This window comes from Bacillus sp. WC2503 (genome assembly GCF_052682895.1).
In genome coordinates, this window is the sequence record NZ_JBQYMD010000001.1 from 2662864 (window position 1) to 2684070 (window position 21207).

Sequence of the window (21207 nt, forward strand, 5' to 3'; positions counted from 1 at the left end):
AACGGAGGTGTTTGCAATGACTCTCTTCGCTTCCCCATCATTATTCATAGTGGCAATCCTTTCATTTGCACTAGCTTATTTCATTGGAGTAAAACAATACACTTGGCTCTTATCAGGATTCAACGAACGCCGCGTGCCTGATAAAGTGAAGTTATCAAAAATAGTTGGTCTTTATAATTTAGTTGCTGGTGTCATTGCCACAATCGGTAGTGTCTTCACTACTCCTAATGTCACGATCGTTATTCCTATCATTATAATTGGACACTTTATTATCGCCGCTTATGTAAATACACGCATGGTGCAGTGAAAAAAGATCACCCAAATGGATGATCTTTTTTATAATTTATCAACATATTGCTTCGCTTCTAGTAAGGAAAAACCAAAAGCTTCTCTTACTCTCTTAACTGCTGTAATTTTTTTGCCTTCTTCTACAAGCTGGCGTAGTTCTTTATTAATTTCAGGTTCTCTTTCTATAATTCCCATTTCTTTCGTAATTAATTGTAATCTATCTTCAATTCTCTTTAAACGCGCATCATTTTTCTTTTCAATTGTAGTTAATTTTTCAGCGATATAAATGAAACCAAAGGCTACTATCGGTATAACCATCCAGAATTCCATGAATGTTCCCCCTTACTAACTTTCATTTGTTTTATTTCACTAAATTATGTAAATTTTACCATATCAAACATTTAATGTATAATACTACTATATCAAACTGTTAATAAAACCTATTATTTTAGGGGGACACTTTATGAAAAGATTTTTAAATACGTTACTTCAATTTGTAGTTCTTTCAATCGTGCTACATTTATTATTTGATATAGTTGGTTGGCTTGTTTTCAATGCACCAATTAAAAACAAACAAATCATTATTTTTTTAATAACAATCTCATGGGTTATGTACATGTACCGAGACAAATTTTTTCAAAAGTTCACTTCAAACTAACTAAAAAAGAAAACACTTCATTGGTGAATGACGAAGTGTTTTCTTTTTTTTACTACTGTATAATAAAAATAATATTCTGTCTTTAAAGAAAGGAGTCACCATGAACTTAAAAAGTAGCAATATATACGAAAAAATGAATCAATATTCCGTTGCAGGTTTAAGCCTCGCTGTTATACGTAATGGCAAACTAGATGAAGCGACTGCCTTTGGAACACTTGAAGCTGGAACAACTAGAGCTGTTACTACAAATTCTCTCTTTAATTCTTGCTCTATCAGCAAATTCATCACTACAATGCTCGTACTAACATTATCAGAGCAAGGTATCGTATATTTAGATGAAGACGTAAATGATAAACTCACATCTTGGAACATTCCTACCAATCTATTTACTTCACAAAAAAGCATCACTTCGAGAAACTTATTAAGCCATCAATCTGGACTCATTGATCCACCTAATAGTTTTGAACATTATACACCTGCAAAAGGATTACCTAATATGTCTGAGCTCCTTTCCGGTAAAACACTATATTGCCCCGTACCTATAGAAGTAGCTTATAAACCAGAAAGTGAATTTCATTACTCGGACGCAAACTTTTGTATAATCGAGCTACTACTAGAAGATATTACAGGAAAATCATTTAATCAGTTATTAGAAGAACATATCTTCCAGCCACTACAAATGAAAAATAGTACACTCTTCTCTCCAAAAGACATAGATAAAACTGATGTTTTTGCTTGCGGCCATAATAAAGATGGAACTGTAGCAAATGAGAGATTTCCATTTTATCCATTCGCAGCTGCTTCAGGCATTTGGACAACACCAACTGACTTATCAGCTTTAGTTATTGAAATCATTCATTCCTTACAAGGAAAGGGCAAACTAAAACTTTCTCAAAAATTAGTAATAGACATGATTTCTCCTCAAGGTTGCTCAAAATGGACTGGATTAGGTGTTTTTCTAGATGATTCTAATGGAAAATTACAGGTTTATTCACTCGGATGGGGCGTTGGATTTCAATGTATGATGGTTTGTTATCCATACTGCGGGAATGGTGCTGTTATTATGACTAATTCCGATTTAGGTGTTCATCAAATGGAAGGGATCATTGGTGAGGTTGTAAAAACGTTATCCTTATAATGAAAATAAAGAAGCTGTTCCTTCCAGCTTCTTTATCTATATAACATTTTTCGCAACAATTTTTATATGTTCTGGTGCGATAATCTCCGTTATACTTTCTTGGAAATCTTCCCGCAACATTTCTTCCAAATGTTCTAACTGCACTTCAACATGTGTGCATTCTAAATTATGTATATTTAACAGTGCATAATGATCTTTTTTCTTAATTACTAAATATTGATTTTCCTCTGTCACAAGTACAGAACCTAATCGGACTCCTAGTAAGCGTTGATCATCAAACTTCATAATTACTTCTCCTTCCCTCATATAAACAAAACTACAATGAAAATAATTACATTTATGGAAAAACACGCTTATTTAGACTATATCATAATTTACTAAAATAGAAATATCTTTTTCTGTTTTAATAAAAATCCCTATTTTTTCATATATTTCGATACAAAAAACTTTCTCAACATTAAATTTGAATTTTCAGTTTTTAATTCTATGAAAATCTATTATAATAAAGTTAATAAATGTTTGACCTCTCCTAATTCATGTACATATGGATGATCAGTAGTTGCTGCTACTGATCTATTTTTTTGATTTCAGAAAGTACATACGCTGCATCCTTTCCTACACCACAAATAAGTGCGGACCCCCTTTGAGATTGCCATGGTAAACCGATATAATACAATCCTTTTACTGGACTGATTCCCTTTATATGATTAGGAAATCCTTTCTCATTCACTGCCTGTTCAATTTCAATCCAATTATAATTTTGTACAAAACCAGTTGACCATATAACGCTTTCTGCACTATAAGTATCACCATTCTGAAACATAATGTTATTTCCTGATGCACTTACTACTTTTTCTTGCAGTTTGATTGCTCCATTACGAATAAGTTTCTTACCTTCAAAACCGAAAATAGGGTCCTTTCTCTTCTGAAACCATCTTCCCCTCTTTGTATTTATTTCAGCGTACAATAAACCCACTTTTTCTAGCAGATTAAAAATACTTTTTCCAAAAAGTTGTAACGGTAAAAACGTTATAGGATGACTAATAGATACCGTAACTTCATGCGTTTTTGCAAGTTCTACTGCTATTTGCATTCCTGAATTTCCGCCACCTACTACAAGTGCCTTCCCCTGTGGAATTTGCGATGATGATCTATATTGTGATGAATGTATTTGAAAAATATGTGATGATAGATTTGCTGAAACTGAGGGAATAAATGGTTGCTGAAAACCACCTGATGCAATAATAACTTTTTTCGTTTGTAAAATTTCTGTAGGAGTATGTAATTCAAATATTTCTTTTTCTTTCTTTATTTTTAGAACTTCCGTTTGTAATTGTACCGGTAATTGAAAATGTCTTGCATATTCTTCTAAATAAGTTGCAATTTCATCTTTACATGGAAATTCATTTTTTTCACCTATTAACGTCATGCCCGGCAAGCTGCTGTAAGACCTTGAGGTAAAAAGCTGCAAAGAATCATATCGATTTCTCCATGAATCACCAACTCGTTTTCCTGCCTCAAGTAATAAAAAATTATACCCTTCTTGCTTCAAGTAATATCCCATTGTTAATCCAGCTTGACCCGCCCCAATAATAATTAGATCTTTCATTCTAATCCCTCCTCTCCTTAAACATATGAATACTTGTTCATATATTCATACGTTTCCATAATCATAACATTTTCTTTTTATATGATTCAATATCTACTCAAAATAAAAAAGAGCAGTTCACTGCTCTATGAACTACTCTTCATTCCATTTCTACAATTTTTCCTCGTACAGTGTAATTCTATTTGAAAACGGATCAATTACAGTTAATTCAATTGTACCCCAAGGTGTTTTTTCTATATTCGGCTTCGAATAAGCATATTCTTTACTTAATAATACAGAATGATAATCCTTTACATCATCTATTTTGATCCGAATCGCACCACCTGGTGAGGCATCACCATGATGTTCTGATAAATGTATCACAGCATCCTGTAACGAAATTTGCAAATATAATGGCCTATTTTCCTCATACCGATGTTCCCAATCCAGTTTAAATCCTAAAAAACCTAAGTAAAATAGTTTTGCTTTTTCAATATCAAAAATTCTAAATATAGGTGTTATCATTTATACTCTCCTCCTATTTATAAACATCTGCTGCCAATTCTCTCAAAACATCCACGTTTACTACTTCATAGCATCCATCGTTCTTCTTTATTATCTCTTTATCACAAAAAATATTTAATGTTCGCAACAAATGCCGATAGCTCGTTCCTAACAATTCCGCTATTTCCGTTAAATTCCCACTAAATACAATTCTATTTTCATGCTGAACTGCTCGTTCCCCTGCTGCTAACATGTAACTCGCAAGTCTATTTTCAAGCGGATACAATAAATTAATTGTACTGTTTTTTGAAAGTCGGTTTAATTTATGTGCTAATGATCCGCAAATACATCTTAAAAATTTCGCATCATGAAATAGCTTATTTCTCACTTTTCCTAAAGGTAACCCCACACAATATGAATCTGCCATCACTTGTACATTTGAAGTAATCCTTTGGGAATGAATTAACTCCACATCTCCAAGTAACTGCAAACTATCATAAAAACACAGTAATACGGATTTCCCGTTACTTAATGTGTTAAACGCTTTCGCTTTTCCTTCAACAAAGAAATATAAATAATCTATCTCTTCATTTTCTCTACAAATAAACTCATTCTTTTTAAAAAATATAAGTTCCATATATGGCTTCATATCATGACTAAAAAATGAATCAATATTATTTTTCTTCATATACTCTGCTAATTTAATAGAATTACATACTTTCTTCATAGTTCCCCACCTTTACAACTCATCCCCATTGTAATCAAAATTTTCTTCTTCCACTATGACATATGTCATAACAATACACAATTTCAGCATGATACAGTCATTACAAATATGAAATACAAAGGGGATATTACATTGTATAACTTTCTTTCTGTCTTTATTGGTGTGCTCATCGCCGTTATGCTTCCACTGAATGGGATTTTATCTGAGTTAATTGGCAAGTACACAGCAAGCGTTGTCATTCACCTTGTCGGTTTAATTGCAGTTATCTTCATTTTAATCATAAACAAAAATAAAATTCGTTTCGATAAAAGTATTCCACTTTTTTTATATAGTGCTGGAGCGATTGGAGTATTCACTGTTCTTTTTAACAATATAAGTTTCTCCGTCCTTGGTGCTTCTATTACGATCGCATTAAGTTTACTCGGTCAATCTATTGCTTCCATCGTTATTGACCATTTCGGCTTATTAGGAATGAAAGTTGCAAAGTTTGAAAAGAAAAAACTAATTGGATTATGTTTCATCTCTTCTGGAATTATAATCATGACAATTTATTAATGGGGGCAAGAAAATGTTATATATTACGATCGCTATTTTAGCTGGTGTTTCTATCGTTGTTGCTAGAATTATTAACGCGAATTTAGCAAAGGAAATTGGCAATTGGGAAGGGACCTTTTTCAATTATATTACTGGATTATTTTTCTCCGCTCTATTTTTAATTTTCAGTTCAGATTCATTTTATATTCCAATTCATACGTTGCAATCCATTCCTATCGCTGTATACTTAGGCGGATTAGTTGGCGTTATCGTTATTTCATTATCCAACTATATTACTCCTAAAATATCAGCCTTTTATTTAACATTACTCATCTTTATCGGACAATTATTTGCGGGGACTATTATTGATTTCTTCCTGACAAATGAACTCTCAATCGGTAAAGTTATCGGTGGCATTTTCGTATTAATTGGGCTCACTTACAATTTACTCATAGATCGCCCGATAAAAACTGTGAAGCATAACCAAGTTCAACTATAATACTTTACGCTTACCTATCATATATTAATAGAAAAGCTCTTCACACGAAATAATAGAGAGGAGAAAACCCTATTAAAAAAATTATTTTATTGCTAGGTAGCGTATTAATTATTTGTGGAATTGTATGGTTTATAAACTCGGGGAAATCTATTCAAGATCTCTATACTGCAAATAAACCGAAAAAGAAAGCTACTATCATTTCAACTCAAAGGGACCCAAATGAGCCCCCTGTCTTTTTAGGAAAACAGGAAATAAAAGATATACATGTCGAGTCAATTAAAACAAAAAAGGATATCTTTCTTACAAAAACAGATGAAGTAAAAACGTTTATTAACAGTATGGATACCGCCAAAAAAGGAAAATTAACATTAGATGAAGAAGGATCAGATTTAATAGATTGTGATATGTGGATTACTTTCGAAGATGGAACTTATAAAAAATATTTCATATGGGTAGTTGACCATCATAGTAACGAAGTGATGATTGCTCGGCAAGATACTCCTGATGATGTAAACCTTACGTACTATCAATTAAATGAAGGTAGTTCAAAAAAGGTTTATAACTTATTTAAAAAAATTATTTAAACAAAAAAGTCATGAGCACGTAAGCTCATGACTTTTTGCACTATATATATTCCGGGAACACTTTACAGCTCTTTTCCTGTTCTATATCATGTCCAAAGAAAACAATTGGATTCTCTTTCCTAACAATTTCTTTTAAACGCTTAATTGAAGATAAAGCTAATTCCGAATCAACCCCCGCGAACGGCACTTCATCTTCAAAATTCTCTTTCGTATACGATGCATCAATCGTTAATAACACTGGGCCAGAGTTTTCCGTCTCAATGAATAGTGACTGATGTCCTGGAGTATGTCCTGGCGTATACAATAATTGAACACCTGGTACGACTTCATAATCCCCTTCAATGATTTTGTAGTTTAAATTCGGCAATATACATTCTTTCAAATATTCTTCACTATGTTGTGCCGTCTCATATTCAGCACGTTGCACAAGAATCGGTGTATTTGTAAAAGCACCATTTCCCCCTGCATGATCAAAATGCAAGTGAGAACTAATAATATAAAGAAGGTCTTCCGGCTCATAACCAACGCGTTTTAAAATATTCACGATCCTATCTTCTTCAGTCATTTTCGGTAAAATCTGCCCTTCAACAAATGTACCGTCAAATAAATTTTCATTATTAACCGCACTTTCTGGCATACCTGTATCTACTAAAATTGGCCCTTCTTCTGTCTCCAATAAATAACACCATACTGGTAAGTTTAATAAATTCCCCGGTGTGAGCGTACTATTAACAGAAGAATGATCTAACATACAACGACCAGCTGGCACGAAATAAAGCTTCTTTACCGTCATTATGTATCCACCTTTACATTTCGTTTTGAATAAAACAATACAGTAAAAAATTCTACTTTTTAGAAATAAACTCCTTCTACTCTTTCATTCCAGCATACAAAAAAATGTACTTTTTACATAACAGCATTTCACCATCTATAATAAAGGAGTAAATGATTCTTACTTTAATGGAGGGACTACAAATGAAAGCAATTGGTTTACATGAATACTTACCTATTGAAGAAGAAAACAGTTTAATTGATATTGAAGTTGAAAGACCTGTTGCCGTAGGAAGAGATATACTTGTTAAAATTAACGCGATTTCCGTTAATCCGGTTGATGCAAAAGTTCGCTCTCCGAAAGATAAAAAAGAAGATGTAGCGAAAATACTTGGCTGGGATGCTAGTGGTGTTGTCGTACAAACTGGCGAAGGTTGTACGTTATTTAAAGAAGGCGATGAAGTGTTTTACGCTGGAAGTATTACGAGACAAGGTACATATAGTGAATACCACCTAGTCGATGAAAGAATCGTTGGTAAAAAACCTAAAACTTTAAGTGATACTGAATCTGCCGCAATTCCTTTAACAGCTATTACGGCGTGGGAAGGTTTATTCGAGCGTTTAGGCATTAATTACGCTAAGAAAAGCGAAAATACATTTAAAAACATTTTAATTATCGGCGGAGCTGGTGGTGTCGGTTCAATCGCAATTCAGCTTGCGAAATGGGCTGGATTAAATGTAATCGCAACTGCGTCTCGCGATGAAACGATAGAATGGGTGAAAACCTTTGGAGCTGACCATACAATTAACCATCATAAACCTTTAAAAGAGCAACTACAAAGCCTTGGATTCAACGATGTAGATTATATTTTCTGCTTAAATAATACAGATCAGCATTGGCATGGTATAGGTGAAGTAATTAAACCACAAGGTAAAATTTGCTCTATCGTAGAAAATGAACATCCTCTTGAAATGGGCATTCTAAAAAGTAAAAGTGCGACCTTTGTTTGGGAGTTTATGTTCACAAAGCCGATGTATGAAACTGGTGATATGATTACGCAGCATGAACTATTAAATAAAGTGAGCGAATTATTAGATGAAGGTATTTTAAAGACCACTTTAAATGAAACATTAGCACCAATTAACGCTGAAAACTTAAAGAAAGCACATGCATTACTTGAGAGTGGACGTACAATTGGGAAGATTGTATTAGAGAAGTTTTAATAAAAAAGTCCGATTTCTAAAGAAGAAATCGGACTTTTTTTACCTTTATTTACTTGAAATCTCTTGATCATTTTGAGTATCTAATGGCGCTCGCTTCCCTATTCCGAAAGCATAGAAACTAATTGTAACGATAGCTAAGAAAACAATACCTACAACTAGTGAGATACGAGTATCATCGTTAAACCACATTCCGATTAATACCATAATTAAAAAGGCAATCGTTAAATAGTTTGTAACAGGAGCAAATGGCATTTTGAACGGATGATCTTTCATCTCTGCCCCTTTTTCTTTTCTAAAACGAATTTGACTAATTAAAATGACGAACCATGGTACCATACCTGGAAGTACACTCGCACTATACACATATACAAATAAGTTTTTTGGCGCAATATAACTTAAAACTACACCAACCGCTAAACCAATTATTACACCAACTGTACCAAATAATGGAACACCGTTACTAGAAATTTTCGTAAAGTATTTCGGTGCTTGTCCATTTACACCTAACGTATACAGCATACGTCCAGCACTATAAATACCACTATTACAGCCAGACATCGCCGCTGTAATAACAACGAAGTTAATAAGTCCAGCTGCTGCCGTAATACCAACCTTCGCAAAAGTTGCCACGAACGGACTACCAATTGTACTTAATTGATCCCACGGATACACAGTTACAATAACGAAAATAGCACCAATATAGAATATTAAAATACGCCAAATTGTACTTTGAATCGCTCTTGTAAGTGTCTTCTTCGGATCTTTCGCTTCACCAGCAGTGATCCCAATTAATTCCACACCTTGATATGCTCCAACTACAAGTGATAATGCAAAGAAGAATCCTGAAAAACCACCTGTAAAGAAACCGCCATTTGACCAAAGATTAGATATGCCAATCGCTTCTCCGCCGTTACCAATTCCGAAGAAAATAAGGCCAAATCCAGCAATAATCATTAATAAAATCGTAACGATTTTAATCATCGCAAACCAAAATTCAAATTCACCAAATGACTTAACAGAAATTAAGTTAGCTGCACCAAGAATAACCATTGCAATCACACCTGGTATCCAAGCCGGTAGACCTGGGAACCAATATTGCATATACGCTCCAACTGCGATAATCTCTGACATCCCAACGATAACCCACTGGAACCAGTTACTCCACGCTGTCATATAACCAGCTAACGGGTGAATATACTTATGACCGAACGTCGCAAATGAACCTGTACTTGGCTCCATATACAACATTTCTCCCATGGCACGCATGATGAAGAAGATAAAAATACCTGCAATTGCATAGGCAAGCATTACTGACGGACCTGTCCACTTAATCGTGCTAGCTGAACCCATAAACAAACCAACACCAATTGTTCCGCCTAAAGCAATCATTTGAATATGACGTGCTTCTAAACCTCTTTTCAATTCTTTGTTTGCCACTTCACTTCCCCCTCTTAGATGATTCATAGCCGCATTTTAAAATAAGATGCTTTCCCCTAATTCCTTTTGGCCTGAAAATGATGAAGCAAACGTCATTTTACACTAGCTTTAAAGCTATCCTAAAATCGTTTTTTGCCTCTTACAAAATTCTCAAAACCTTTCATCTTCCAATATTCTATAAATCTTAAAATTACTTATTTTATATTAATTCATTTATCTGAAAAATTCAATTATTTTTTCAATAAATTAATATGCATAATTATGTTTAATTTTTAACTGAATTAGCAATAAAATACATCTATTCAAAATGGTTCCGATATGAATATTATTACAATATAAATAACCGAGGAGAGCATATCTTCCTCGGTTTCACATCTCATGTACTTCAATCTTTATAGTTGATAACGTATTTTAAAAGAATTTCATTCCTATTGCTACTACCATTTTCAAAATTTATTTTCATACTTTTTAAACACTCTATTAACATCTCAAACAAGAATACAATATATTAGTAAAGTTACATACCATATACACCCTTAGCAAGGACCTCCTTATCAAAGCGAACAAATTTACTCTGTACTTCCATTCCAGCTACTTCATATACGCGAGGTGCGCCTGTAATATTTTCAGAATCTACATTCAGTTGAACTTTTAAAATCCCTTCTTCGTACAATTGACTAAATGCATGGTGTAATAGTGATAATCCTAACCCTTGTTTCCGCTTAGAACATCTTACACCTAGGTGCGTAATTTCAGCTTTATTATCAGTACCCTTTTTACTAAATATAAAACCAACTACCTCATCCCCAGCCATTGCTAGTGACCATAATGTAGGATGAAACCCATCTCTTTCAGTACGTTGCAAAAACTCTTCTAACGTAGAAGGTTGCGAATTCCAGTGGTCCGCAAAGGCTTCATTAAAAGCTTGATGTAATCTCCCATCATCCACACCCTGTATGTAATGTCGCACTGTAACCCCATTTGGCCATATTGGTGATGGAACATTCCCCTGCAATTCAATCCCCATCCCCCACCAAATACGAGTTGGAATAAAACCAGCTTCTTCTAACATTTTTTCCTCATAAAAATTATTTGCTTGTGTTACAATCTTGCCATTCAAGCGAGACGAATTACTAACAAGCTCCTTAGCCCGCCCTTCAAGCTTTGACCATATTATTTGTTCAATACCTTGATTCATATAATTAGAATGAATAAGTACAGCAGATGGAAACTGTCTTTCACTCCCTGTCAAAATACCATAAGCAATTATTTCTTCTTCATTCATAACAACGTAAGAACTTTTACTAACATCAATACCTTTCCATGAGTTCGTAATATCCTCTACCGTTGTATCAACTTCACCGTAAATGGCTTGATCATAAATTGTACATAGTTTTAAAATTTGTTGTAAATCTTCTTGTGTAGTTGCTTTAACATTTAGACCGTTCATATTGTACCTTCTTTCTTTTTAATTAATTTAATTTTAACACTATTCTAATAACTTATTAAAAAATAATAAAAAAGAGCCTCATTTTCCAATGAGACTCTTTTCCTAATACATAATTAAACTGCTTTTTCAACTCGTTTACCAACAATAAACACCTTAGTAAACACCAACATGATAGCTACAATAGCTAGAAAATAAAGTGGCATCACCAGTAACGAGCCCGTATGAAGTTGACTCATTCCCCAAATTGTCACCGTCACTATTATATAGTACCCTAAGCTAAACAATGCTCCAGCTGTACCAATGACATCTTGAAAATCTACTAATGCTAAACTTAAACAGTTAGGTAATGCTACCCCAATTCCTAATAGCAATATAAACATCGCTACTAAAAATCCAATCATATATATTATGTTTGGATTTGATCCAACTGAAGTAATAATAGATAAAGCGACTGCTCCACCTGTCATTACAAAACAACCGATATATATAATTTTCTCTGGTTTATAAGTGGTAAGTAACCGCTTTGAAAATTTCGCCCCAATAATAGAAGCGGAAGCAACAACAATTCCTAGAAATCCGTACATACTAGGCGATAACTTAAAGTATTCAATAAAGATAAACGGCGCTTCTGCATAATAGCTAAATAAAACGCCATTCGCTCCTCCAATTAATAGCCCATATGTTACTACTTTCGGATTTGTAATCAACCGTTTTAAAACAGAAAACACATTTATTTTATCCGTTACTGCACCCGTTTTTGTTTCTGGAAGAGAAACAAACGTATACAGCAAAATTCCGATACTCATAACTACTAAACTTAAAAATACTATTTTAAATCCAAACATTTGATCAAGAAAGCCACCAATTAACGGTCCTATTGCTGGTGTAAAAGCAATGACTGCCGAAATTTGAGCAAACATAACGTGACGTTTATGCCCTTCTACACTTTCACGAAGAATCGTTTGTGTCACAACTGATCCTGCACTTGCTCCAAACGCCTGAATAAAACGACTTAACAATAAAAATTCAATGGAACTTGCAATAAAGCATAAGAAGCTCCCCGCGCCATATATGACAATTCCAAGTAACATCGCCGGGCGACGACCAATTATATCGGATAACCATCCAATAAAAAATACACCTAAAGCAAATCCAGCAAAATAAACACTAAGCGTTAACTGCACCTCATTATTACTTACATGTAACGCCTTTGAAATGTCTGGTAAAGACGGTGTATAAATTGTTTCACTAATTTGCGGAAATGCCACAAGAATAATCATTAACCAAAGTGATGGTACTGAGACTTTTTTCATTTTTCATACCCTCCTATAACTTTGAAAATCTCAGAAATAAAAAGACTTTCCTAAGCTACGGAACAGGAGGGGCCATTATAGAAATCCGATCATAAAACAACAAAGAAAACACCTCAATTACGTATGTTAATACTTATAGGAGGGTAATATTAACATTGATTTTTAAATATACTTTTTCAATTATATTACATATTATCTCTACTTTTCTAGTGTTGATGCCTTGATTATTTGTTAGAAGATTATCATTTTTATATTATCTGAAAACTAATTCATTTCAAAAAACAGTAAAAAGAGCTGATTCAAAATATAGTTTAAGTCAGCTTTTTTCTCACTTTTTTAGTACTTTTATGCTGATCTATTTTGTTTTTCTCGTGTTGCAAATTGTTTTTCACTACGATTCCCCATAAATCTAAAACATAAAGATAGGTGCAATCAGAGAAAATTTAACAAAAATAATTTATGAAGCATTTGAAGATAAACTTTTATCTGGAGTAAGACCTTTCCGTTAAATATAGCGTTTATAAAAGGGATTAGCCGTACATAAGACGAGCGCCTAAAATACAATTCTGTTAGAAAATTTTGCGCTATATTCTCTTTTATTTTATTTATGATAGCTGATTAATAACACATTCTAAAAATTTGTCTACCTTTTCTTTTGATGTCTCCGGCGCATGATAACCAATCGTAAATGTAAGTCTTCCATTATAAGTGCTTGCTCCCATTGAAAAGAATGGTGCATACATAATGGGTGATGTCATATACCCGTCCTCAGCTTGAATTTCACCAAACTGAATAGGTTCATCAGCGATCACCCCGAAATTTGTCATTAATGGCAACGCCATCCCCATCTGTACAGCCTGCTCGTATTGCTGATTATACATTTCCTTCACCGTAGATAGCTTCATACCTGCCAGTATCTCCATTCCTGCCGCTGAAGAAAGACCTGGATTTTGGCCCTTTATTTTATCCATTGATTGTTTAACTCGAACAAGAGTCTGATTAAATGATTCACCATCTTCCATTTTAATCACTGGCATTTCCATTCCGGATAAGTTGCAAATAGCACCAGTCGTATAATTAGGCAGATATCGACGTAAATCAATTGTCAAACCAATCATTTTTTCTGCGGTGCGAGGTTCTGCATACACAGTGAAATGTGATAAAGCACGGAAGTATGCAGTCATGATTACATCATTCAAGGTAGCCTGTTGTGCTTTTGTCCATTTGGTTAGACATAGAGTTTGTTCACGGCTCAACCGCCCTACAGACATTTTGGGGGATTTATTTTTGTTGGGTTGAGATGGAAAAGACCATAACGATGCCTGCTGTTCTTGGTTAGGACGATACGCACTTTTTACGTCCGATATTCCAGCATATTTGAATACATGTGATTGATCTCGAAAACTCTCATTTCCCTCACCAAATTCCTTTATAATTTGATCCTTAGATCCTCCTAAGGAAAGGTGCGTATAAATTGCTCCAAGCAAATTAATATATTCCTTGACTCCTGCACCATCTGAACATAGATGAGATAATTTCACAACTAACATATCTGTTGTAGTGCCTCGTAATAATATTGTTTGAACCATAGGCCCCTGAATACGATCACCAGGTTCCTTAATAAAATCTATTGCCATTATTTCAAGTTCTTGATCATTTCCTTCTGCAAAAAAGCAAATAGATGAGTTAGTGCCAGATGAATGTTCCTCCCAGTAAGGAGTATCATTTTCTACAAATCGACTATTCAAAACTGGCTGCAATTGTAATGTTATCCTTACTGATTGTTCAAGTATTTCCTTTGATAGACCTACAGGAAAATAAAGAACCGCATTAATTTGTTGATCTGCAGAATAAAGACCTAATAAATAATTCATTCGATCTTGAGGTGTTACTGAATACTTTCCTTGTTCCATAATTTTGTCCCCCTTTTAAGATTTTTTGTATAACCTTATGCTCCATCTAGTTGTAACTTTTCTAGTCATTTTTCTTCAAGAGCTAATACTGCTTATTTTTCGAATTTTTTCACGAAAGCACCTTTTCCATACTGCTTCCATTCCTTTTGCAGCTTTTTGTAGGTGATATACCCATTATTTTATTGTTATCGATATCCCCCATCTTTTAATAAAATCAAACAAAAACACTTTTAGTCTACTCATATACAAACATATTATAATAATGTTTACTAATTATCAATAAAACAAATAAATCATTTTTTATATCTGTTAATTAAAAACAATAATATAATACGTTTAGGGATTACTTCATAAACAACAAACAAGACGCCACCCAAATCATGGGAACGCCTAGAATAATGCTACAAACTTAATGAAATCTATTTATCCTCACGTCATTTATTTCTTTGCTTCCATACCCCATTCTCTTTACGATAAGTATGCTTTCCATTCATGAATCCAGCTGTATTACCAGGAATGCTATATTTCTTATTTTTAGCCTTCTTCTTCATCCTCTTCTCTTCTTGAATAGCCTGTAAATCCACCTTCCATTGTTTCAACAAATCCTTTTTACGTCGCATCGAATTTGTACCCCTCAGATTCAAATATAAATCTATTAATTATATTATATACATTTTATTATTCCTTCGATAAAAAGAGAGCACCCTCGCCCAGGTGCCAAGAGATACATATATATTGAGATAACTAACACGCTAGAAAAGACTTCAACCGAATCACACGGCAACACCTATTGATAATTGCTATTAATTTAATCATTAACAAATATATCTGGCCCCTTCTTCAACATGTACGAGAAGCCCGAAATAAATACAACACTAAATATAATAATAGAAGACCACATATTAAAATGATACTCTTTACCTGCAACCAAATTATATATGTTATGGACCAAGAAATTAGCACCTATAATAATTCCACCTAACATTGAACTAATTAAAATGCTCATTAAATAAAACTTAAGCTTTTGAAACATTTCCCCTCTACCTCTTTTCTAAAATAAACTTTATTTAGGTTATCCTAGAAAATTATACCATTTAATTTCCAAATGTTATTAAAGCTATATTTTAATTAAGGTTATTTTAAGGAAGGCATCATTTATTCCAATATCTAGTTTGTTCAAATTTTCGTTTAACATGTACCAAATTATGTTTTTCCTTCTAAATAGACCAACAATATATTAAAATACTTTATATATCAAGGAGGTTTATCATGATCAACTTTCATAAAACATTCCCCATCTTAGGATTCTTTTTATTTTTATACAGTTTTATCAGCATCATTTTTTTATTACTATTCCTTAGCGTTTAGTAACAACACGTATAAATATATGTTTAATGTGTAATTTCTATATTAAAAAAGAAAAAACAATAGTTTTGGATGCTTTTCTAGTTTTATTTTAAGATACCTCTTTGTAATCTGTAATAATTTGCTGACTCTCATCATCATCATTATCAATTTCTTTTCTTAAGTATTCAAAGGTAATTTCGATTTCTTCCTTACTCTCATAATAAATCCCTTTTGTACTTTTAATTTCTTGGTCTAGTTGTTTTCCTCTGTCTTGAAGCGGGTTTATTTCTGCTCTTACGAAAAGGCTTTTTAGAATTTCAAAAGCCAGAAAAAAAGTTTTGGATTACACTCAAATCTTTAATTCTAATCGGAATAGCCTGAATGTTAATAGGACTTTTTATGTAACCTACATAATCAGTAAATCCCCTGAATAAAACTCCATATTCCGTCAACACTGTAGATGACATTAGATTTTTCTCCTTGCTCCCCCTTGGAGATGAGCAGTTAGCTTTTGCTAACTGCTCCTTTATTTATAACAAAAAGTAAGGTAAAGGTTACTCTTTACCATTTTAATTAAACAACTTACTATCAATCCCCCTTTCTTTAAACCCTTGTTGCTAATGTAGTCATTCTTTTCTTATAAATTAAGCTTGCCACTGTTAAGTAATATTTGGTCATTGAGAAAAAATAAAAAGATGATGAATCGTAATTTTTTTACAAATCATCATCTTTTATTTTCCGTATTTTAACATTCTGTAAATGCATTAGCCCCAAAATAACGTACTTTTATAATTTGCCGATGATGAAGCTCATGACCAGCAATAATGTTTGCTAATGCACGAACCGTGACTTCAGAATTGTTCGCAATTCCCCTTTGCAACCAGGCATCTTTATCTAAACTTTTAAGTAAATGCACAGTAGATTGGCGAACAACTGTTAAATTCGTAAGAAGATTTTGCATAGATTGCTTATCAAAAGCTGCTCTAAGAACATACATATCGTCAGTATAGCCAGGAAGTTCTGCTGTCTCACCTCTTGCTATGGACAGCAAACGATATGCCATAATACGTTCAGTATCTGCAATATGACCGATTACTTCTTTTATACTCCATTTATTAGGGGCATATCGAAAATGTCCTTCACTATCAGAAATATCCTTCAATAAAAGATTCGTTTCCTTCATTTGTTGCTCTAGAATATGTATGATATCTCCATCTGGTACTAATTTTATGTACGTTGAGTAGTATGGATTATATTCATTTGTTCCTAGTCTCTTTTGCATACTTATCCTCCTCAGTATTTCATTTACACCCTACCTCAAAATGTTATCACATTAATCTAATTATTTAAATTACAAAACAAACGGTCTCCATATATGTTCATCAACTTAAGGTAAGCGGTTTGATTCTATTACAAAGTTTTCTACATGAGGCTACAATCTAGAACATTTTTCAATAGATCCATATTGTTCTAGTAGTAATTAAAAATTTTAAAACTAAAAAAGGACTCTATTTATGTAGGTCTATTTTTCAGTATTTATAATTGATTTGTATCTAAAAATAAACATTTTATACGTATACATGCATAGTATGTTTTATCTAACTGCTATATGCTTTGTGCCAAGTATAATGTGAAGGACCTAAATACTCTTTTCGTTGACAAATAATGCTCGGTTCTTATAGTATCCATTCCTAATTGGATTCAGTTTATAAAACTCGTTTAGCACATTGTTTCAGTTTTTTTGCAAAAAATAGGTTCGTCCTCCACCTTCATTTAACGCTTGGAGGAAAGCCATTTCTCATTCGTATAATAAAAAGAGGGAGAATTGCCCCTCTTTCGTTTATATTGAGCCATTTTACAAGGTTAAATAATCCCTTTTAATATCAATCCTAAAACTGACATTACTATCGCACTAATAATAATTCGCAAAATCCAAGTTGTGTTTGTACTTATTTTCTCTAATTGCTTATTGATTGTTGCTATGTCTTTCTCATTAATAGTGGTACGCGTTTCTAAAGTACGAATGTCTCTCATAATTTCTTTTTGCTCTGCTTTTAGGCTGTCAATTTTCGCGTAAACATCTTCCATATATTCACACCCTCTGTTCATCTTAATAGAAAAATCTATATATATTATGAGACAACCCTTTTACCCGTGAATACATTCCGTATATTCGCGCACCAAATTATTTGTACAATCTAATTGAATTATTTACACATTTCCATTTTTCTGTATAAACAAGCATTTAAATAACATGCGATATGAATAAACATTGAATTATTCTACTTTCATAACGTATCCTGAACACTCTTTATATGCCGTTTCATAAAGACTTTCATCTTATTTAAAGGCTTTTTTATTTCTTTAATAACAAACAAGGTGCAATCCAACATACGGGAGCACCTACAATAATTACTATTATTTAAATCACCATTCTCATATTTACAACTCATTATAGTCAGTATAATTTTCTGAAGAAATTCTCTTTTTTAGCTGCTTAATGTAAACTAATATTAATTTGAAATAACTGTAATGATAAACTTTCTAGAACAATAAATATACTAGCTGAAACGGACCTATAGCCGATATTTTTTCCAGTAACATTAATGGTGATTTCAGCTAAATTCGTTTGAATATTATTTCCCTCAAAAATCTTATCTTCAACCTTTACAATATCTGCTTCAAAATCTACTTCTTTAAAGGTTTTCAATAATTTTGTTTCTAATAAACTAAAATCAAAGTTTTCATCTTTTATTACGGCAAATTTAATCTTCATATTGATTTCCTCATTTTTAATAAATTAAAATCATTAAATCAATATAAATATATATTATTCTATTAGTTAATTCAAAATATACGCTTCGTATGTATCATTACTAGATATCATTTCTAATGAATTAAGTGAAAAAGAAACGAAATAAACAAAGTCTCTCTTTCAACCACTTAACCAATTAATATAGAATCCCCCTTGTGTCCAATGACTAAAATTTTTTCATTTTAAACCCGTAGATTCTGAGAATTTCTTGTTTTAACATTACTAAACCACTTCACGCATTCTGTAGCATTGGTAATAACAATATAATGAAGCAGATTAATATTAGAAGTACCACTTATGTTTAATATAATGCGGCTCTAAATTATTTTGCTCATTGCTGCTTTTTTATTTCTCACTTGAAAATTATGTAATATATTTCAAATAAATTATCATCTTCCCCGTATTTTTATGATTGATTTTTTGTTCATAAATTCGTAACACATATACATGAGTTATCATGCTAAAATTAGTTTATTCGAAAAAGTTATTCTTAATGAATCGATAATTTTTAATACCCTGTTTAAAGCCTCGCCCCCCTGCGAGGCTTTTCCTATTTAACTAGAGTAGTAGTTGTGCTGTTACGCATTCCTATCTTTAGCTATATACTATAAATAACACTGCATGTTCATTTTAACTTTTCAGCATCAGCACACGTAAAATTCTCTCCTGCATCATTTGATTTACAAATTTTATTTATCGATTTTTCGGTTATTTTTTCATTTTCATTAGAAACTCGGTCTAAATCCATTCGAAATACTTGTTCCGGATTCTCCTTTGAATTTCCTTCAATATGAATTGTACGATCGAACATCTCAGCCGTGAAGCTGCTAGATGTATTTATCATTTCCACTCCATTATTTTCACCTACATAGCGTTCAACTACTTTTTCGGCTGCCTTTAATTGCTGAGATGTAGGATACGGTATAGATTCCGCTAAAATAACTACACCTACTAAATAAGTAATATACAAACCACCTGCAAACAAGATAACTTTTTTTACTGTTTTATTAATCATGCTCTAACTCCTTTTTCTTCTTTTGCTATTAAGATATATAACTTTCCTAATTTCTATCAATTTCTTTTTAGTACATAACATTCGTTTTACATTTTATAAAAAGCACCTCTCTTACTAATTTTCAATTTGATATTAACACGATATTTATCGTTTTTCAATAAATAATTATTATATAACATTTTATTTTTACTGTTTTTTTAGTTTTAGTTAATCTAAAAACAACCCATTTACTTAATTGCACTACATCATCAGCAAGTTTAAAAATTTGTTAATTACTAAAATAAAAAAGAGAAACTATATGTAAATACCCCTCGTTATATCTATGTAGGTTAGTCGTTAAACTTCAGCACTCACTTTATTCGAGAACGCTTTACCGAATATTCAATCTAATGATAAAATTGACCCAATTAATATTTTCGTTCATCACTGTATAAAAAAGTACAATAAAGAAAAATTCAGTACTTTCACAGTTAAGTAAACGCGAACTTTTTCTTCTATCTACTTACTATTTAAGGTTAATAGTGACATAACCAGCTCAAAAAATTCGACTTAAATTCATTAATGAATGGAGAGGTTTATATGAAATTAAAAGACAAAGTAGCAATCATAACTGGTGGTGCAAGCGGGATTGGCGAATCCACCGTTCGTCTTTTTATTGAAGAAGGTGCAAAAGTAGTTATCGCTGACTTTTCTGAACGTGGAAAAGACCTATCAGATGAATTGAACGCAAATGGATATGATACGTTATTTATTAAAACTGATGTAACAGTAGAGGCAGATATTAAACAACTAATCCATGAGACAGTAAGTAAATACGGTAAATTAGATATTATGTATGCAAATGCCGGCGTTGCTGATGATGCACCGGCAAACGAATTGTCCTATGAAAAATGGAAAAAAACCATTGATATTAACTTGTCAGGGGTATTCCTTTCTGATAAATATTCGATTGAACAATTTCTTAAACAAGGTGCAGGTGGTGTCATCGTTAACGCTGGTTCGATTCATAGTTTTGTTTCATTACCTACCCCAACAGCATACTCCTCTGCAAAAGGTGGCGTAAAACTATTAACTCAAAATTTATGTACTGCCTACGCTAAATATGGAATACGTATTAATGCGGTGTGCCCTGGCTATATTGATACCCCTTTGCTTGGTAGTGTTAATCCTCAACAGAAAGAATATTTAGCTTCCCTTCATCCACAAGGCAGACTTGGAACACCAGAAGAAGTGGCTAAAGCTGTCTTATTTTTAGCAAGTGATGATGCTAGTTTTGTTAATGGTACAACACTTCTTGTTGACGGAGGCTATACTGCACGTTAATGAAAAAATTTCAATGCACATCTCTAAGAAATATAGTCTTTAACAAGAAAAAGCGCCATCACAAGTGACGGCGCTTTTT

24 protein-coding genes are annotated in these 21207 nt (G+C 32.8%); 8 read left to right on the top strand and 16 right to left on the bottom strand.

The annotated features are described in order from the left end of the window. The first annotated feature begins 16 nt into the window (after window positions 1-16). On the top strand, window positions 17-307 hold the full coding sequence (locus ACUN26_RS13625) for a DUF3784 domain-containing protein (protein WP_000171769.1): 291 nt from the start codon (window positions 17-19) through the stop codon (window positions 305-307). A 29-nt stretch (window positions 308-336) separates the two neighbouring features. Here the strand turns inward: ACUN26_RS13625 and ACUN26_RS13630 are convergent, their stop codons facing one another. Continuing rightward, the gene (locus ACUN26_RS13630; protein WP_000397728.1) at window positions 337-618 is read right to left on the bottom strand and encodes a hypothetical protein; all 282 of its coding nucleotides are present in this window, start codon (window positions 616-618) and stop codon (window positions 337-339) included. Between the two features lie 133 nt (window positions 619-751). On the opposite strand from ACUN26_RS13630, the gene ACUN26_RS13635 reads away from it, so the two are divergent. Then, on the top strand, window positions 752-946 hold the full coding sequence (locus ACUN26_RS13635; RefSeq protein WP_000819659.1) for a hypothetical protein: 195 nt from the start codon (window positions 752-754) through the stop codon (window positions 944-946). A gap of 100 nt (window positions 947-1046) precedes the next feature. Continuing rightward, a complete protein-coding gene (locus ACUN26_RS13640; protein WP_001050191.1) occupies window positions 1047-2084 on the top strand; it encodes a serine hydrolase domain-containing protein in 1038 nt (345 codons plus the stop codon). Between the two features lie 36 nt (window positions 2085-2120). Here the strand turns inward: ACUN26_RS13640 and ACUN26_RS13645 are convergent, their stop codons facing one another. The 4 genes from ACUN26_RS13645 to yeiL all read right to left on the bottom strand — a co-directional run bounded on the left by ACUN26_RS13645 (window position 2121) and on the right by yeiL (window position 4903). Further along, window positions 2121-2369 (bottom strand): hypothetical protein, encoded by a 249-nt coding sequence (locus ACUN26_RS13645; protein WP_000666948.1) that lies wholly within the window; start codon window positions 2367-2369, stop codon window positions 2121-2123. A gap of 280 nt (window positions 2370-2649) precedes the next feature. Next, window positions 2650-3693 carry a flavin-containing monooxygenase gene (locus ACUN26_RS13650; RefSeq protein WP_000653874.1) on the bottom strand — a complete coding sequence of 348 codons (1044 nt, stop codon included), beginning with the start codon at window positions 3691-3693 and terminating at the stop codon, window positions 2650-2652. Window positions 3694-3843: 150 nt separating this feature from the next. Further along, on the bottom strand, window positions 3844-4197 hold the full coding sequence (locus ACUN26_RS13655) for a glyoxalase superfamily protein (RefSeq protein WP_000632408.1): 354 nt from the start codon (window positions 4195-4197) through the stop codon (window positions 3844-3846). 13 nt (window positions 4198-4210) lie between these two features. After that, window positions 4211-4903 (bottom strand): transcriptional regulator YeiL, encoded by a 693-nt coding sequence (yeiL, locus tag ACUN26_RS13660; RefSeq protein ID WP_000754827.1) that lies wholly within the window; start codon window positions 4901-4903, stop codon window positions 4211-4213. Window positions 4904-5011: 108 nt separating this feature from the next. Between yeiL and ACUN26_RS13665 the strand changes: the two genes are divergently transcribed. The 3 genes from ACUN26_RS13665 to ACUN26_RS13675 all read left to right on the top strand — a co-directional run bounded on the left by ACUN26_RS13665 (window position 5012) and on the right by ACUN26_RS13675 (window position 6520). Beyond that, window positions 5012-5458 carry a DMT family transporter gene (locus tag ACUN26_RS13665; RefSeq protein ID WP_002039063.1) on the top strand — a complete coding sequence of 149 codons (447 nt, stop codon included), beginning with the start codon at window positions 5012-5014 and terminating at the stop codon, window positions 5456-5458. Window positions 5459-5471: 13 nt separating this feature from the next. Then, window positions 5472-5936: a DMT family transporter gene (locus ACUN26_RS13670; RefSeq protein WP_000965810.1), complete on the top strand. Its 465-nt coding sequence runs from the start codon at window positions 5472-5474 to the stop codon at window positions 5934-5936. Between the two features lie 89 nt (window positions 5937-6025). Continuing rightward, window positions 6026-6520 (top strand): hypothetical protein, encoded by a 495-nt coding sequence (locus tag ACUN26_RS13675; RefSeq protein WP_000901693.1) that lies wholly within the window; start codon window positions 6026-6028, stop codon window positions 6518-6520. A 40-nt stretch (window positions 6521-6560) separates the two neighbouring features. Here ACUN26_RS13675 and aiiA read toward each other — a convergent pair whose 3' ends face one another. Beyond that, entirely contained in the window at window positions 6561-7313 is a 753-nt protein-coding gene (aiiA, locus tag ACUN26_RS13680; protein WP_000216615.1) for a quorum-quenching N-acyl homoserine lactonase AiiA, read from the bottom strand. 182 nt (window positions 7314-7495) lie between these two features. Here aiiA and ACUN26_RS13685 point away from each other — a divergent pair, with 182 nt between their 5' ends. Continuing rightward, window positions 7496-8515 (top strand): zinc-binding alcohol dehydrogenase family protein, encoded by a 1020-nt coding sequence (locus ACUN26_RS13685; RefSeq protein WP_000643756.1) that lies wholly within the window; start codon window positions 7496-7498, stop codon window positions 8513-8515. Between the two features lie 45 nt (window positions 8516-8560). Here the strand turns inward: ACUN26_RS13685 and ACUN26_RS13690 are convergent, their stop codons facing one another. From ACUN26_RS13690 to ACUN26_RS13735, 10 genes are all read right to left on the bottom strand, one after another. Next, a complete protein-coding gene (locus ACUN26_RS13690; protein ID WP_001284434.1) occupies window positions 8561-9952 on the bottom strand; it encodes an amino acid permease in 1392 nt (463 codons plus the stop codon). 517 nt (window positions 9953-10469) lie between these two features. Continuing rightward, a complete protein-coding gene (locus ACUN26_RS13695) occupies window positions 10470-11402 on the bottom strand; it encodes a GNAT family N-acetyltransferase (protein ID WP_001013825.1) in 933 nt (310 codons plus the stop codon). Between the two features lie 113 nt (window positions 11403-11515). Beyond that, entirely contained in the window at window positions 11516-12715 is a 1200-nt protein-coding gene (locus tag ACUN26_RS13700; RefSeq protein ID WP_000758026.1) for a multidrug effflux MFS transporter, read from the bottom strand. 605 nt (window positions 12716-13320) lie between these two features. After that, entirely contained in the window at window positions 13321-14628 is a 1308-nt protein-coding gene (locus tag ACUN26_RS13705; RefSeq protein ID WP_000434825.1) for a condensation domain-containing protein, read from the bottom strand. A gap of 434 nt (window positions 14629-15062) precedes the next feature. Beyond that, window positions 15063-15248 (bottom strand): hypothetical protein, encoded by a 186-nt coding sequence (locus ACUN26_RS13710; protein WP_001253134.1) that lies wholly within the window; start codon window positions 15246-15248, stop codon window positions 15063-15065. Window positions 15249-15436: 188 nt separating this feature from the next. After that, window positions 15437-15661 carry a hypothetical protein gene (locus ACUN26_RS13715; protein WP_000486799.1) on the bottom strand — a complete coding sequence of 75 codons (225 nt, stop codon included), beginning with the start codon at window positions 15659-15661 and terminating at the stop codon, window positions 15437-15439. A gap of 1059 nt (window positions 15662-16720) precedes the next feature. Then, entirely contained in the window at window positions 16721-17257 is a 537-nt protein-coding gene (locus ACUN26_RS13720; RefSeq protein WP_001172081.1) for a DinB family protein, read from the bottom strand. 581 nt (window positions 17258-17838) lie between these two features. Next, the gene (locus ACUN26_RS13725; protein ID WP_000390465.1) at window positions 17839-18063 is read right to left on the bottom strand and encodes a hemolysin XhlA family protein; all 225 of its coding nucleotides are present in this window, start codon (window positions 18061-18063) and stop codon (window positions 17839-17841) included. A 409-nt stretch (window positions 18064-18472) separates the two neighbouring features. Beyond that, on the bottom strand, window positions 18473-18751 hold the full coding sequence (locus ACUN26_RS13730; RefSeq protein WP_000693588.1) for a hypothetical protein: 279 nt from the start codon (window positions 18749-18751) through the stop codon (window positions 18473-18475). Between the two features lie 664 nt (window positions 18752-19415). Next, window positions 19416-19805, bottom strand: coding sequence for a hypothetical protein (locus ACUN26_RS13735; RefSeq protein WP_000608945.1), 390 nt, complete (start codon window positions 19803-19805; stop codon window positions 19416-19418). A 579-nt stretch (window positions 19806-20384) separates the two neighbouring features. On the opposite strand from ACUN26_RS13735, the gene ACUN26_RS13740 reads away from it, so the two are divergent. Then, window positions 20385-21128 carry an SDR family NAD(P)-dependent oxidoreductase gene (locus tag ACUN26_RS13740; RefSeq protein ID WP_000768010.1) on the top strand — a complete coding sequence of 248 codons (744 nt, stop codon included), beginning with the start codon at window positions 20385-20387 and terminating at the stop codon, window positions 21126-21128. The last annotated feature ends 79 nt before the right edge of the window (window positions 21129-21207 follow it).

What these genes read in the sequence shown, in the direction of transcription:
- ACUN26_RS13625 (WP_000171769.1), top strand. Translation starts at nt 17, where the DNA reads ATGACTCTCTTCGCTTCCCCATCATTATTCATAGTGGCAATCCTTTCA.
- ACUN26_RS13630 (WP_000397728.1), bottom strand. Translation starts at nt 618, where the DNA reads ATGGAATTCTGGATGGTTATACCGATAGTAGCCTTTGGTTTCATTTAT.
- ACUN26_RS13635 (WP_000819659.1), top strand. Translation starts at nt 752, where the DNA reads ATGAAAAGATTTTTAAATACGTTACTTCAATTTGTAGTTCTTTCAATC.
- ACUN26_RS13640 (WP_001050191.1), top strand. Translation starts at nt 1,047, where the DNA reads ATGAACTTAAAAAGTAGCAATATATACGAAAAAATGAATCAATATTCC.
- ACUN26_RS13645 (WP_000666948.1), bottom strand. Translation starts at nt 2,369, where the DNA reads ATGAAGTTTGATGATCAACGCTTACTAGGAGTCCGATTAGGTTCTGTA.
- ACUN26_RS13650 (WP_000653874.1), bottom strand. Translation starts at nt 3,693, where the DNA reads ATGAAAGATCTAATTATTATTGGGGCGGGTCAAGCTGGATTAACAATG.
- ACUN26_RS13655 (WP_000632408.1), bottom strand. Translation starts at nt 4,197, where the DNA reads ATGATAACACCTATATTTAGAATTTTTGATATTGAAAAAGCAAAACTA.
- yeiL (WP_000754827.1), bottom strand. Translation starts at nt 4,903, where the DNA reads ATGAAGAAAGTATGTAATTCTATTAAATTAGCAGAGTATATGAAGAAA.
- ACUN26_RS13665 (WP_002039063.1), top strand. Translation starts at nt 5,012, where the DNA reads ATGAAATACAAAGGGGATATTACATTGTATAACTTTCTTTCTGTCTTT.
- ACUN26_RS13670 (WP_000965810.1), top strand. Translation starts at nt 5,472, where the DNA reads ATGTTATATATTACGATCGCTATTTTAGCTGGTGTTTCTATCGTTGTT.
- aiiA (WP_000216615.1), bottom strand. Translation starts at nt 7,313, where the DNA reads ATGACGGTAAAGAAGCTTTATTTCGTGCCAGCTGGTCGTTGTATGTTA.
- ACUN26_RS13685 (WP_000643756.1), top strand. Translation starts at nt 7,496, where the DNA reads ATGAAAGCAATTGGTTTACATGAATACTTACCTATTGAAGAAGAAAAC.
- ACUN26_RS13695 (WP_001013825.1), bottom strand. Translation starts at nt 11,402, where the DNA reads ATGAACGGTCTAAATGTTAAAGCAACTACACAAGAAGATTTACAACAA.
- ACUN26_RS13700 (WP_000758026.1), bottom strand. Translation starts at nt 12,715, where the DNA reads ATGAAAAAAGTCTCAGTACCATCACTTTGGTTAATGATTATTCTTGTG.
- ACUN26_RS13705 (WP_000434825.1), bottom strand. Translation starts at nt 14,628, where the DNA reads ATGGAACAAGGAAAGTATTCAGTAACACCTCAAGATCGAATGAATTAT.
- ACUN26_RS13710 (WP_001253134.1), bottom strand. Translation starts at nt 15,248, where the DNA reads ATGCGACGTAAAAAGGATTTGTTGAAACAATGGAAGGTGGATTTACAG.
- ACUN26_RS13715 (WP_000486799.1), bottom strand. Translation starts at nt 15,661, where the DNA reads ATGTTTCAAAAGCTTAAGTTTTATTTAATGAGCATTTTAATTAGTTCA.
- ACUN26_RS13720 (WP_001172081.1), bottom strand. Translation starts at nt 17,257, where the DNA reads ATGCAAAAGAGACTAGGAACAAATGAATATAATCCATACTACTCAACG.
- ACUN26_RS13725 (WP_000390465.1), bottom strand. Translation starts at nt 18,063, where the DNA reads ATGGAAGATGTTTACGCGAAAATTGACAGCCTAAAAGCAGAGCAAAAA.
- ACUN26_RS13730 (WP_000693588.1), bottom strand. Translation starts at nt 18,751, where the DNA reads ATGAAGATTAAATTTGCCGTAATAAAAGATGAAAACTTTGATTTTAGT.
- ACUN26_RS13735 (WP_000608945.1), bottom strand. Translation starts at nt 19,805, where the DNA reads ATGATTAATAAAACAGTAAAAAAAGTTATCTTGTTTGCAGGTGGTTTG.
- ACUN26_RS13740 (WP_000768010.1), top strand. Translation starts at nt 20,385, where the DNA reads ATGAAATTAAAAGACAAAGTAGCAATCATAACTGGTGGTGCAAGCGGG.